The 13,366-nt window shown below is 75.6% G+C and carries 11 protein-coding genes; 7 read left to right on the forward strand and 4 right to left on the reverse strand.

Annotation, left to right across the window (positions count from 1 at the left end; genetic code table 11):
* Together ACWENR_RS09080 and ACWENR_RS09085 are read left to right on the forward strand one after the other, a co-directional pair.
* The coding region (locus ACWENR_RS09080; RefSeq protein WP_452276488.1) for a LuxR C-terminal-related transcriptional regulator at positions 1 to 2,433 on the forward strand (2,433 nt) is incomplete at its 5' end.
* 278 nt (positions 2,434 to 2,711) lie between these two features.
* Positions 2,712 to 3,242, forward strand: coding sequence for a hypothetical protein (locus ACWENR_RS09085; protein ID WP_452276489.1), 531 nt, complete (start codon positions 2,712 to 2,714; stop codon positions 3,240 to 3,242).
* Positions 3,243 to 3,331: 89 nt separating this feature from the next.
* On the opposite strand, the gene ACWENR_RS09090 is transcribed toward ACWENR_RS09085, so the two are convergent.
* The 3 genes from ACWENR_RS09090 to ACWENR_RS09100 form a co-directional block, all read right to left on the reverse strand.
* A complete protein-coding gene (locus ACWENR_RS09090; protein ID WP_452276490.1) occupies positions 3,332 to 3,901 on the reverse strand; it encodes a hypothetical protein in 570 nt (189 codons plus the stop codon).
* Positions 3,894 to 4,619 carry a 2OG-Fe(II) oxygenase gene (locus ACWENR_RS09095; protein ID WP_452276491.1) on the reverse strand — a complete coding sequence of 242 codons (726 nt, stop codon included), beginning with the start codon at positions 4,617 to 4,619 and terminating at the stop codon, positions 3,894 to 3,896. Before ACWENR_RS09095 ends, ACWENR_RS09090 begins: the two co-directional genes overlap by 8 nt.
* Before the next feature lie 134 nt (positions 4,620 to 4,753).
* Positions 4,754 to 5,464, reverse strand: a complete 711-nt coding sequence (locus ACWENR_RS09100; protein WP_452276492.1) for a helix-turn-helix transcriptional regulator — start codon at positions 5,462 to 5,464, stop codon at positions 4,754 to 4,756.
* 66 nt (positions 5,465 to 5,530) lie between these two features.
* Here ACWENR_RS09100 and ACWENR_RS09105 point away from each other — a divergent pair, with 66 nt between their 5' ends.
* A complete protein-coding gene (locus tag ACWENR_RS09105) occupies positions 5,531 to 6,424 on the forward strand; it encodes an NAD(P)H-binding protein (RefSeq protein WP_452276493.1) in 894 nt (297 codons plus the stop codon).
* Positions 6,425 to 6,519: 95 nt separating this feature from the next.
* Here ACWENR_RS09105 and ACWENR_RS09110 read toward each other — a convergent pair whose 3' ends face one another.
* A complete protein-coding gene (locus tag ACWENR_RS09110; protein ID WP_452276494.1) occupies positions 6,520 to 7,260 on the reverse strand; it encodes an AraC family transcriptional regulator in 741 nt (246 codons plus the stop codon).
* 54 nt (positions 7,261 to 7,314) lie between these two features.
* On the opposite strand from ACWENR_RS09110, the gene ACWENR_RS09115 reads away from it, so the two are divergent.
* The 4 genes from ACWENR_RS09115 (at position 7,315) to ACWENR_RS09130 (ending at position 13,324) form a co-directional block, all read left to right on the forward strand.
* Positions 7,315 to 8,508 carry an MFS transporter gene (locus ACWENR_RS09115; RefSeq protein ID WP_452276495.1) on the forward strand — a complete coding sequence of 398 codons (1,194 nt, stop codon included), beginning with the start codon at positions 7,315 to 7,317 and terminating at the stop codon, positions 8,506 to 8,508.
* A 148-nt stretch (positions 8,509 to 8,656) separates the two neighbouring features.
* Positions 8,657 to 9,064 carry a YciI family protein gene (locus ACWENR_RS09120; protein WP_452276496.1) on the forward strand — a complete coding sequence of 136 codons (408 nt, stop codon included), beginning with the start codon at positions 8,657 to 8,659 and terminating at the stop codon, positions 9,062 to 9,064.
* Between the two features lie 4 nt (positions 9,065 to 9,068).
* Positions 9,069 to 10,214 (forward strand): RNA polymerase sigma factor, encoded by a 1,146-nt coding sequence (locus ACWENR_RS09125; protein ID WP_452276497.1) that lies wholly within the window; start codon positions 9,069 to 9,071, stop codon positions 10,212 to 10,214.
* A gap of 146 nt (positions 10,215 to 10,360) precedes the next feature.
* Entirely contained in the window at positions 10,361 to 13,324 is a 2,964-nt protein-coding gene (locus ACWENR_RS09130; protein ID WP_452276498.1) for a helix-turn-helix transcriptional regulator, read from the forward strand.
* The last annotated feature ends 42 nt before the right edge of the window (positions 13,325 to 13,366 follow it).

Below are 13,366 nucleotides of genomic sequence, written 5' to 3' on the forward strand. Positions count from 1 at the left end.
GTACGCCCCAGGCAGGCGCCCGCGCGGCTGCTGCGCGCGGTCGCCGACGCCGAGCGGCGCGACGACGCCACGATCGTCGACCTGGCCCCGCTGCGTCCGGCCGACGCCGGGCGGCTGGTGGACTCGTGGGGGGTGCCACCGCGCTGCCGGGAGGCGGTGCTCGCCGCCGGCGACGGTAACCCGCTTTACCTCACCGCGCTGGCCCTGGCCCACCGCGACGCCCCGCCGTCCGCCCTCCCGCCGGCGCCGGCCTGTCGTGACGCGCTGCTGCACCTGGAGCTGCCCCGCCCGGCGCACGCCGCGCTGTCGGCCGACTTCGACGGCCTGTCCGCGCGGCAGAGCATGGTCGCCTCCGCCGCGGCCCTGGCCGGGGAGAGCTTCGACCCGGGCCTGGTCGCGGCCGTCTGCCGGCTGACACCCGGCGAGGTGTACGCCGTCCTCGACGCGCTGGTCGACCGCGACCTCATCCGGCCGGTGGCGGGCGGCTTCCGGTACCGCCACCCGCTCCTGCGGGTCGTGGCGTACGGCGCGGCGAGCCCGGTCTGGCGGCTCGACGCGCACCGTGCGGTCGACGCCGCGCTGCGCGACCGCGGCGCCGCCCCCTCGGTGCGGGCGGGCCACGTCGAGCGCTACGCCGTCCCGGGCGAGCGGGCCGCGGTCGACACCCTCGTCGCGGCGGCGGTCGCGGCCGCCGAGACCGCACCGGCCGCCAGCGCCCACTGGCTGACGGCGGCGCTGCGCCTGCTGCCGGGCGACGAGGACAACGCCGCCCTCGAACGGCGGCTGCGGATCCTGCGGGCCCGGTCCCTGGCGGTCGCCGGCCGGCTCCAACTCAGCCGCGAGCAGCTGGACGACGTGCGGCGGCGCCTGCCGACCGGCAGCGTCGAGCAGCGGGCCGAGGTCGCCACGCTCTCCGCCCTGGTCGACCGGCTGCTCGGCCGGCACGTCGAGGCCCGGGCCCGACTGGAGCGGGAGATCGAGGCCCTGCCCGAGGGCCGCACCGGTCCCGCCGTTCGGCTCCGCCTGGAGCTCGCCGCGACCTGGCTCTGCGATCGGCTGCCCCCGGACGCGCCGGCCCGGGCCGACGAGACCCGGCAACTCGCCGCCGGGTCGGGCGACCCCGCCCTGCTGGCGGCGGCACTGGCCGTCAGCGTCGCCACCCGGGTGGCCGCCGAGACGTTCACCGACCGGACGTCCACCCTCGCCGACGACGCCGCGGCGCACGTCGACGCGCTCTCCGACGGTGACCTGCGGTCCAATCTGGAGGTCGTCTGGTTCCTGAGCTGGGCGGAGATCCGCCTCGAACGGTTCGAGGCCGCCCAGCGGCACCTCGCCCGGGGCCTGCAACTGGCCCGGGTCGGCGGTCAGCACCACCTGACCACCCACCTGCTGCACGGGCAGGCCACGGTGTACGCGCTGCTGGGGCGCCTCGACGCGGCAGCCGGATGCGCGCGGGAGGCGCTGTCGGCGGCGGCGGGCACCGACAGCGAGATCCTGCGGGCGCTCGCGCTGACCCTGACGGCGTGGACGGCCATCGGGCAGGGGCGGCTGCCGGAGGCGGTCGCCGACGCCACGGCGGCCCTCCGCTGCGCCCCACCGGAGACGGGCTGGTACGGCACGTCCGCGCAGGTCACCCTCGCCTGCGCCCGGCTGCACGCGGGTGGGCCGGCCGACTGCGCGGACCTGCTCGGGGCGGGGCCGGAGCACGACACGGGCGGGCTGGTCGTCGCCCGCAGCTACCGGTACCACCTCCTGTCGATCGCGAACGCCCAGCGAGGCGACCCTGCCGCCGCGCGGGACTGGGCGCGGCGCGCCGAGCAGGCGGCGCCGCCGTCGCTGGCGCTGCCCCGGGCGTTCGCCCACCTCGCCCACGCCGGCGCCCTCGCCGGGGACCCGGCGGCCGCGGCGGTCGCCGCGCAGCGGGCGGCGGCCCTCTTCGAGCCCGCCGGAGCCATGTCGTACGCCGGCCGGGCGCACCTCTGCGCCGCCGTCGCGTTCGGCTCGGCCGGTCGGCTCGGACCGGCCCGGGCGGCCTTCGCCAGGGCGCGGGCCCTGTTCGAGCAGTGCGGGGCCGAGCTGTACCTGGCCGAGGCCGTCCGCGAGGAGCGGCGCATGAACTCGCGCCGCCCCCGGCAACGCACCCGCGCCACGGCCGAGGGCGGCGCGGGCGGCCCCGACCGGCCCGCGTTGACCGACCGCGAACTCGAGGTCGCGCAGATGGTGACCACCGGGCTGACCAACGACCAGATAGCCCGCCGGCTGTTCCTCAGCCCCCGGACCATCGAGGCACACCTGCACCGCATCTTCGCCAAGCTGGGCGTCAACAGTCGTACGGCGGTCGCGGCGATCCTGGCCGCCGGCATCCCGTCCGCCCCGCTCCAGGGCATCGGCCTCGGGCAGGGCACGCACAACGCCATGGGGCAACTGGCCTAGGTGTTCCGTCCATGGACGTTGGCGACGCACACGGGCTGGTCCGGCCGGCTGGTGATCGAAACATGCCACGTGGTGCCACCGCTCGCACGCGCACCATGGCACTGGCGTCTGCGAGTCGGGTCTTCGTCCGGATTGGACTGTCGTACACCGACGGTAACCTCCGTGCCTGGGCTCCTGACGGCGATGTCGTCGAAGTCGAATCACCCTGGCCGGCTGGCTGTCCTGCACTTCTGTGCGAGCGTCACGGTGCGAGGCGTCCGGGACGAGAAGGGACGAAGATGGCGACGTTGGAGACGGTCGGGCAGATAGCAGACCGGGCAGCGGAGCTGGGCATAGTCGCGCCCACAGCAGTGGCGAGGCTCGCGGACGAACGCGACGAACCACTGTCGTACTACGGCGATGACAAGACAGGTGCCTTGATCGCCCTGATGGAAGAGCTGGGTGTCGGCGTCAGTGTGGGCCCCAAGGTGGACAGCCTGCTGGCGGGCTACCGAGATCTGTTCGACCGGTTCGCCGCCTGTACGGGCGGCGCCGTGGCGATCACCGGTGTGGAGTTGCCTGACGGCGAGGACGGGGGGCGCATCCGGCTGCTCGTCAACGGCGATGAGCTCGAGTGGCACCTGGAGCATCTTTCCCACCGGTACCTCGACACGCTGATGATCTTCGAGATTCACGACCTTCTGCGTGCAGACGCGGATTCGCGGGTGTTCGTCAGCCTGATGGACGCGAACGGCGATTCCGGCTACGTCTTCGCCGATCCGGTCGCGTTCTCGACCTTGGCTGAAGAACTACAGATCCAGATGGATTGACCGGAGTTGTCGAAGGGGCAGCTCCAGGCGCTGCGGCGTGCCGAGCGGGTGCGTGGGCCCCTCCGCCGGCGCCGCCCCGCGCGTGGCCATCACCCGCCGGTCCGGGGCGGAAACGTGGTGACGCCGCGACCGCGCACCTCCCAGGTGCCGCCGTCCACGCCGGCGCCGCGCAGACCGTCCAGCGCGCCGGGACCGGCGAGCGTCGGCAGGCGCGAGTCGCAGAGGGATCCGAACGCGTACGTCCGGGAAGGGTCCCACGCGGTGCTCACCAGCATCCGCCGGGCGAGTTGCACGAAGCCGGTCATGGCCGCGGCGACGACCCAGGCGTCTGGGGTCTCCGCGGTCATCCGGCCGGCGGCCCGCAGCCACGAGGCCGCCGTCTCGGGCCAGTCGACGACCGCCAGGACCACGCCGCCGCGCGCCTCCCACCACGCGGTGAACGCCGCCACGGACGCTGTGGCGGCGGCGTCCCTGCTGTGACCGACCGTCACGGTCGTGACGCCGGCCCCGGGCGCCGTCAGCAGGCCGGCGAGTGCCGCCAGCTCGGCCGCCGTGTGCGGGGCCGGCCGTGGAAGCCGCTCGTACGCGTTCGCGGCCGGTCCCAGCAGCGGAGACGGGCGGGCCTCGTCGCCGCCGGGGTTGCCGGGCCGGCTACGCATCGTGGAAGACCATGCCGAGGGCGTGGCGGCGGCCGGAGTGGACGAGGCTGACCCCGTGCCGGACGGAGCCGGCGGACCAGCCGCGCCTGGTGCGGACGGGGCGGTCCCGGGTGGTGAAGACGAGGCCGTGTCCCTGGGGCAGGGCGACGGTCGTGCCGCGCGACTGGGCGCGGGGCCGCTGCTCGACGAGGAGGAACTCGCCCCCGGTGTAGTCGGCGCCGTACGCGTCGAGGCCGATCACCACCTGGAGGGGGAAGACCAGATCACCGAAGACGTCGCGATGCAGGGCGTTCCAGTCGCCCTGCCCGTAACGCAGCAGGATCTGCGCGGAGCGGTCCTGCCCCGCCGCGTGGCACGTCGCCAGCCACTCGTGCAGGTCGTCGGGCCAGGGTGCGGGCCGGCCGAGCCGCTCGGCCCAGTCCCGGGCCACGGCCAGCAGTCGCGGGTAGAGAGCCTCGCGCAGCTCGGCGACCACGGGGGGCAACTCGTGGGTGAAGTAGCGGTACGTCCCGGAGCCGAACCGGTGCCGGGCCATGTCGACGGTGCCGCGGAACAGCTCGGCCCGCTCGAACAGCCCGGCGACGGCCCGGCACTGCCCGGGGGCGAGCAGCTCGGCGGTCAGGGCGCAGCCGGTCGCGTCCAGCGCCTCGGCGAGCGCGACCCAGTCCGTCTCGCCGACACGCTGGCGGGCGTCTCGACGGGTGCTGTCGGCGTACATGAATCTCCCAGGTGTCGGACGGCGGTGATCCCGCCTGGGCCACCAGGGTGCGCCTCCGCGGTCGCGGCTTCCGGCGGTTATCGGACCTGGCATCCCGAAGCGGCGTCTCCGGCACCTCGTCCGGGCCCGGGAACTCAGTCGCGGCCGGTCGCCGACCTGCCGAAGTCGGTGCGCAGCCAGGTGGCGAGGTCGTCGGCGGGGGGATCGCGCCGCGTCGTCGGCCCGTCGCCGACCACGTCGCGTATCCGGTCGAGACGGAAGACCCGCCAGTCGGCGCGGTCGAGGTCGTAGGCCAGCACGTTCCACCGCCCGCGCACGAACAGGCAGCGCACCGAGTCGACCCGCCGGCGGGAGGTGGTTCCGTGCTGGTCGGTGTAGGTGAAGCGGACCCCGAGGTCGGCGGCGGCCGCGGCCGTCAGCGGTCCGAGGGGGGCGTCCGGCGGCCGCGCCTCGTCGAGTACGACCGTCTCGCTGTGGGCGGCGACGTCGGTGGCGAGGGCCGCCAGCCGCCGGGGCAGGACCCGGCGCAGCTTGACCAGGGCCCGCGCGGCGGCCTCGGCCGCCGGCCCCTGCTCGGCCATCCGGAGCCCGACGACCAGGGCGACCACCTCGTCGTCGTCGAACACCATCGGCGGCACCCGGGCGCCCACCGCCAGCCGGTAGTGGCCCCCGGGTCCTGGCCTGCCCACCACCTCGTAACCGAGTTCGGCGAGTCGCCGCAGGTCGCGGCGCAGCGTGCGCGGGCTGACGCCGGTGCGCTCGGCGAGTTCGGCCGCCGGCCAGGTGGGCCGGGTCTGGAGCAGGGTCAGCAGGAGCAGGGTGCGGGCGGCGACATCGTGATCCATGACAGCGTCAAGGATGCCCGGAGATGTGGCCGTGGGCTGGCCACATCCGGCGTTAGCGTCGCCCGCATGACCATCGCCACCACCGCACCGTCCGGTAACGTCGGCCGCCACGTCGTGCGCGACCTCGTGCGCGCCGGCGTCCGGCCCCGGGTGCTCGGACACCGCCCGGGGAGTCTCGACCCGGCCCTGCGTGACCACGTCGACCCGCGGGTCGTCGACCTCGCCGACGAGGCCGCCGTCGAGGAGGCCGTCCGAGGAGTCGAGGCCCTCTTCGTCACCGTTCCGGCGGTCGCGTCCGACGACCCCCTGGCCGACTACGCACGCTTCGGCGCGTCGATCGCGGCCGCCGTGACCCGTTCGGGTGTCGCCCGGGTCGTGCTGCAGAGCAGCGTCGGCGCGGAGCTGCGGCACGGCGCCGGCGAGATCGACGGCCTGGCCCGGGTCGAGGAACTGCTCGACGGCACCGGCGCGGCGGTGCTGCACCTGCGCTGCGGGTTCTTCTTCTCCAACCTGCTGCCGCAGATCGACCAGCTGCGCGCCGGCGAGGTGCCGGTCGTGCTTCCCACCGACCAGCCTATGCCGTGGGTGGCCCCCGCCGACATCGCCCGGGTCGCCACCTCGTGGCTGCTGCGCGCCGACTGGTCCGGCCGCCACGTCCGGGCCGTACACGGCCCCGAGGACCTCAGCTGGGACGAGGCCCTCGCGATCGTCGGCCGGGCGACCGGGCACCCCGTGCGGGCCCGGCGGGTCGCCGACGAGGAGATGCGGGCGATGCTCGCCGGCGCCGGGATGAGCGCGAAGCAGGTCGAGGCGATGCTCGGGATGTCGATCGGGCTGCGCGACGGCTTCGTGCCCGAGCAGGCCCGCGACGTCACCACCACCACGCCGACGACCCTGGCCGCCTGGTCGTACGCCGTCCTCCGCCCCCTCCTCGCCGGGGACGGCGGACAGCCGCGCTGACGCCCACCCGGCCCCGCGCCGCACCACGACCTCCTCCGCCGACGCGGTGCCGCGGAGCCGGGGACGCCGGTGGGACAGGCACCCCGGCTCCGAGATCACCGTAGGTGCGCGCCGGGCGTGTGCCCGAAGGCCCGCCGGAAGACGTCGATGAAGGCGCTCGCGGACGCCCACCCGCAGCGCCGCGCCACGGCGGTGACCGGCATGTCGTCGGCGAGCAGCAGCAGCGCGTGGTGCAGGCGCAGCTGGGTGCGCCACTGCGGAAAGCTCATGCCGAGATCGGCGGCGAACAGCCGGGCCAGCGTGCGGTCGCTCGCGCCGACCTCGCGGCCCAGCGCGGCCAGCGTGCGCCCGTCCGCCGGGTCGGCCCGCAGGATCGCGCAGAGCGCGACGAGCCGGGCGTCGGTGGGGTACGGCAGGTGGAAGGGCCGCTGGGGCGAGACGCGGAGCTGGTCGAGCAGGACCGCGCGCAGCCGTTCACGCTCCGGGCTGTCGTCCTGCGGATCGCGGGTGTAGGCCAGGATCAGCTCGCGCAGCAGCGGCCCCACCACCAGCACGGCGGGCCGGTCGAGCGTCAGCGGGTTGTCCCGCGCGGGCAGACCGACCAGGTGCAGTTCGGCCCTGCCGTGCGCCCGATGGGCGTGGACGGTGCCGGCGGGGATCCAGATCGCCCGGTTCGCGGGCGCCACCCACGAGCCCGCGTCCGTGTCGATCGTGAGCACACCCCGGCCGGCGTAGACGATCTGGTGGTCGTCGTGCCGGTGCGGGGTGATGCGCGCCCCCGCGGGCAACGGCTGGGCCCGGGTCGGGGCGATCGCGACGTGGCGGGTCTCAGGCATCGAGTGGCAGTTTATCGGAAGCGGGACAGCGCGCCGGCCGGCGACGATGGCGGCGTGCGAAGACGCGAATCGATCGTCCCGCTGTCGGCCGGGCATGCGTGTGTGGACTTCTACCAGGGTGCGGTGGCGGCGCTGGTGCCGTTCTTCGTCGCCGAGCGGTCGTACACGTACGCCGCCGCCTCGGGCATCGTGCTGGCCGCCTCGTTGCTCTCCTCGCTCGCGCAGCCACTGTTCGGCGCGCTGACCGACCGGCGGGCGCTGCCCTGGCTGCTGCCGGTCAGCACGCTGCTGGCCGGGGCCGGCACCGCGCTCGCCGGCGTCACCGCCTCCTACGCGACGACGCTGGCACTCGTCGCGATCGCCGGCATCGGCGTGGCCGCGTACCATCCCGAGTCCGCCCGCCTCGCCCGCCGGGCCAGTCGGGGCAGCCACACCGCGATGGGCTGGTTCTCCCTCGGTGGGAACCTCGGCTTCGCGTGCGCGCCCCTCCTGGTCGCCCTGGTGATGGCGGGGGGTGGCCTGGGGCTGACCCCCGTGCTCGCCGTTCCGGCCCTGGTCGGCGCGGCGCTCTGCGCGCCCGTGCTGCGTGGCGCGGGCACCGGGCCGGCCGCCCGCACCACGGCCCGGCCCGGCGGAGACGACCGCAGGTCGTTCGCCGTACTGACGCTGGCCATGGTCTGCCGGTCCGTCGTCTTCACCGGCTTCAGCACCTTCATCTCGTTCTACGCCCGGGAACGCACCGGCGGCGGCGCCCCGGCCGGCGCCCTCGCGCTGTTCCTGCTCTACCTGGGCGGCACCGTCGGCACCGTGGTCGGCGGCCGGCTGGCCGACCGGTGGGACCGGGTGACCGTGGTCCGGTGGACCTGCCTCCTGACGCTGCCCGCCGTCGCCGGGGTGGTCCTCGTGCCGGGGCCCGCCCTCCTCCTCTTCGTGGTGCTCACCTCCGTCGGCCTCTACGTCCCGTTCTCGCTGCAGGTCACGCTCGGCCAGGACTACCTGCCCAACCACGTCGGCACCGCCAGCGGGATCACGCTGGGTCTCACGATCAGCGCCGGCGGCCTGGCCAGCCCGCTCATCGGCGCGCTCGCGGACGCCACGTCGCTGCGGACGGCACTCGCGCCGCTGATCGTCCTGCCCGCGCTGGCCTGGTTGCTCGTCCGACTCCTCGCCGAACCGCCGGCACCACCCCTCGCCGAGCCGCCGGCGCCGCGGCCGCCGCTCTCCGGCGTCAGTCCCGCCGGCGGGTGACCGGCCGACGGTACGCGTCGGCCGGCTCGGCTTCCGGCCACGAAACTCGGGAACATCCACGCCGGCGATGTCGAGAACCGATGCCCGGCTCCGTCCCCGCAGCGGACGCGGCCAGAATGGGGGTCGCGCCGGCATCGAGGAGAACGCCATGGCCAAGTACCTGCTGCTCAAGCACTACCGCGGAGCCCCGGCCGCGGTCAACGACGTGCCCATGGACCAGTGGACGCCGGAGGAGATCTCCGCGCACGTGCGGTACATGCACGACTTCGCGGCCCGGCTCGAGGGCACCGGCGAGTTCGTGGACGCTCAGGCGCTCGCCCCCGAGGGGACGTTCGTCCGGTACGACGGCGAGGGGCGCCCGCCGGTCACCGACGGGCCGTTCGCCGAGACCAAGGACCTCATCGCCGGCTGGATGGTGATCGACGTGGACAGCCACGAGCGCGCCGTCGAGCTGGCCGGCGAGCTGTCCGCCGCGCCGGGGGCGGGCGGGCGGCCCATCCACGAGTGGCTCGAACTGCGCCCCTTCCTGACCGCGTCGCCCACCATCACGGAGTGACCTGATGGACGAGGCCCTGCTGCGGAGCCTCACACCGGTCGTGCTCGGCGTCCTCGTCCGCCGTGGAGCCGCCTTCGCCGCGGCCGAGGACGCCGTGCAGGACGCGCTGGTCGAGGCCGTCCGCGGCTGGCCCGCCGACCCGCCGCGCGACCCGAAGGGCTGGCTGGTCACCGTCGCCTGGCGCAAGTTCCTCGACGCGGCCCGCGCCGAGGCCGCCCGCCGCCGACGCGAGGACCTCGTCGACGTCGAGCCCCCGCCCGGCCCCGTGCCCGCGTCCGACGACACGCTCCAGCTCTACTTCCTGTGCGCCCACCCGTCGCTGACGCCCTCGTCGGCGGTCGCGCTCACGCTGCGCGCCGTGGGCGGACTGACCACCCGCCAGATCGCCCGGGCGTACCTGGTGCCCGAGGCGACCATGGCACAGCGCATCAGCCGCGCCAAGCGCACCGTCTCCGGCGTGCGACTCGACCACCCGGGCGACGTCGCCACCGTGCTGCGCGTGCTCTACCTGGTCTTCAACGAGGGCTACTCCGGCGACGTGGACCTGGCCGCCGAGGCGATCCGGCTCACCCGGCAACTCGCCGCCGCGATCGACCACCCCGAGGTGGCCGGGCTGCTCGCCCTCATGCTGCTGCACCACGCCCGGCGCGCCGCCCGGACCGCGCCCGACGGCAGCCTGGTGCCGCTGGGCGAGCAGGACCGCCGCCGGTGGGACACCACGTCGATCGCCGAGGGCGTCGGGATCCTGCAGGCGGCCCTCGCCCGCGACCGGCTGGGCGAGTTCCAGGCCCAGGCCGCCGTCGCCGCGCTGCACGCCGACGCGCGCACCGCCGGTGAGACCGACTGGGTGCAGATCGTCGAGTGGTACGACGAACTCGTGCGCCTGACCGACAGCCCGGTCGTCCGGCTCAACCGCGCGGTGGCGGTCGGCGAGGCCGACGGCCCGCGCGCCGGCCTGGCGGCGCTCGCGGCGCTGGACGACTCGCTGCCCCGCCACGCGGCGGTCGCGGCGTACCTCCACGAGCGTGCCGGCGACCTCGCGACGGCGGCCAGGCTGTACGCCGAGGCGGCCCACCACGCACCCAACCTCGCCGAACGCGATCACCTGACGCGGCAGGCCGCCCGCCTCAACGCCCGCCGGCGCCGCTGAGGGACGGCCGGCCGCACCGGCGTCGACGGGTCCGCCACCCGTCACGGCGAGGCCCCTGGTGCCGGACGACGGGGCGGGACGCCTTGCCGCCGGCCACCACATAAACAATGATCACTGACAGCTGTGCAGGTGCGAGCGGGCGAGCTGTGGAGGCTGTGGTGGTCGGCGGCTACTCTCCCCGCCGTGGCGCGGCGGAGCCGGACGTCGACGGGGTGGCGGCACCGCTGCTGATCGGCCGCGAGGAGGAACTGGCCCGGCTGGAGCAGGTGCTCACCGACACCTCGGCGCTGGTGCTGATCGAGGGCGAGGCCGGCGTCGGCAAGAGCCGGCTGCTGGAGGAGTTCCTCGCTTCCCCCGCCGGCGGTGCGCACTCCGCGCTGACGGCGGTCTGTCCGCCCCTGCGCGAGCCGTACACGTTGGGGCCGATCGTCGAGGCGCTGCTGGCCGCCGACGTCGGCGCGGTGGCCGGCCTGGGCCTCAGCGGCCTGGCCGGCGCCCTGCGACCGCTGTTCCCCGAGTGGGCCGAGCACCTGCCGCCGGCCCCCGAGCCGGCCGGGGACGCGAGCGCCGCCCGGCACCGGGTGCTGCGGGCCCTCGCCGAGCTGCTCGACAGGCTCGGTGTGGACCTGCTCGTCGTCGACGACGCACAGTGGTCCGACGACGCGACCCGGGAGTTCCTGCTGTTCCTCGCCGAACGGCACGGCCAGGGGCCCAGCCTGGTGGTGGCCTACCGCCCGGAGGACCTGGTGGGGGACCCGTGGCTGCTGCGCCTGTCGGGACGCCTCAGGCCGCACCGCGCACGGCTGCGGGTCGTCCTCGAACCGCTCGACGAGTCCGAGACCGCGGCGCTCGCCTCGTCGATGCTGGCCAACCAGGAGGTCTCCGGCGAGTTCGCCCAGCACCTGCACGCGCGCACCGAAGGGGTGCCGCTCGCCGTGGAGGAGTGCGTGCGGCTGATGGCCCGACGCGGCGACCTCGTCCGCCGCGACCAGGGCTGGAAGCGGCTGCCCCTGGACGAGATCGTGGTGCCCCCGACGGTGCGGGACACCGTGCTGGAGCACGCCGGCCGCCTCGACGACGCCACCCGGGCGGTGCTCCGAGCCGCCGCGGTCGTCGCCGATCCCGTCGCCGAACACCTGCTGTCGCGGATCAGCGAACTGCCGCCGGCCGAGTTCGCCGCCGGCCTGGCCGAAGCCGTCGCCCGCCGCCTGTTGCACCGACGGGACCACCACCGGGTGTCCTTCCGCCACGTGCTGGCCGGCCGGGCCATCTACGACGCCATCGACGAACGGGACCGCCGTACGCTGCACGAGCGCGCCGGGCGGGTGCTCGAAACCGTGACCCCACGGCCGCTGGCGCAGCTCGCGCGGCACTTCCGGCAGGCCGGCGACGGCGAGCGGTGGGGCAGGTACGCGGAACTCTCCGCGGACGTGGCGCTGCAGACCGGCGACGAGACGACCGCGGGCGCGCTGCTGCACGACGTGCTGACCAACGGCGACGTGCCCGCCGAGCAGATGTGCGCGCTGGTGGAGAAGGTGCCGTTCGGTTCCTTCACCGGCCCGGGCCGCCTGCGGGACCTCGCCGCCGCCGCGCGCCGGGTGCTCGACCGGGGCATCCCCGATCCGGGCGTGGAGGCCAGTCTCCGCTTCCAGCTCGCCCGGATCCTCAACGACATGGAGGAGTTCGACGAGGCGCACGCCGAGCTGGAGCGGGCGCTGCCGCACCTCGACCGTCGGCGTGCCGCACCCGCCGTCGCCATGATGGTGCTGGGCTGGCCGCGCGGCCGCTCGCCGGCGGCCCGGCACCTGACCTGGCTGGACCGGGCGGCGGAGTTCGCGCGGTCGCTGGAGCCGTCGGACCGGCTACGGGTCGCGGCCGGCCGCGCGCCCGCCCTGCTGCAACTCGGTGACGAGCGCGGTTGGGCGGAGGCGGCGCAGATCCCGCAGACGGCCCGGACCGCCAGGGACCGCCGGATCATCACCGTCGGCCACCTCAACATCGGCGACGCGGCCATGCGGTGGGGGCGGTACGCGGAGGCCGGCGGCTGGCTCGCCACCGCCCGCCGGCTCGCCGTCGAGTACGAACAGGTCAGGATCAGGGAGCTCGTCGACTCCACCCGGTTGCACCTCGACTGGTTCACGGGCGCCTGGGACGGCCTCGCGGAGCGCGCGGCCACGATGGCGGACACCGACGATCTCCACCCGGTCAGCCGGGTCGAGCCGATCATGATCAGTGGCCTGCTGCGGATGGCGGCCGGGGACCTCGTCCAGGCCGCCCGCGAGATCGAACGCGCCGTGGCCGGCGCCCGCGACGCCGGCGCCTGGGACACCGTCGCCGAGGCGGTGGCGACGTTGGTGCAGATCCGGCTGCGCGAGGGCCGGCCCGACGAGGCGTTGACGCTCTCCCGCGACCCGTGCGAGGTCGTCGCGGAGAAGGGGGTCTGGCTGTGGGGCACCGACGTGGTGCCCGCCCGCGTCCAGGCCCTGCTCGCCGTCGGAGCCACGGCACAGGCGCAGGACCTGGTCGACGCGTTCGCCCGAGGGCTGCCCGCCGGGCGGTTGCCGGCGCCGCGGGCCGCCGTGCTGGACTGCCGGGGCCTGCTCGCCGAGGCCGCGGGCGACCACGCCTCGGCGGCGGGCCTGTTCGGGCGGGCCGCCGCGGCCTGGGCGGCGCTTCCCCGGCCGTACGGCGCGGCGCTCTCCCGGGAGCGGCAGGCGGGGTGCCTGATCCGGGCCGGAGCCGTACCAGAGGGGCTCGACCTGCTCGCCGACGTCCTGGGTGGACTGTCGTCCCTGCCGGCGAGCCTCGACGTGGACCGCGTCGCCCGTACCCTGCGCGCGCACGGCCGCCAGGTGCCGCGCGTGTGGCGCGGCGGCCGGAAGGGCTACGGCCCCGACCTGTCGCCCCGCGAGCGGGAGGTCGTCGCCCTCGCGGCCGAGGGACGGACGAACCGGGAGATCGCAGATGCCCTGCACCGCTCGCACCACACCGTCGCGAGCCAGATGAAGTCGGCGATGCGCAAGCTCGGGGTCTCCTCGCGGGCGGCGCTCACCGCACGGGCGATCGGCGCGGGACTGGTCGCCGAGCCCGGCGAGGGCGCGGGGGAGTGACTCCCCGCCGGCGGTCGCGGGTTGTTTCACTCACCTGAGGGA

Source organism: Micromonospora sp. NPDC004336, assembly GCF_053602615.1.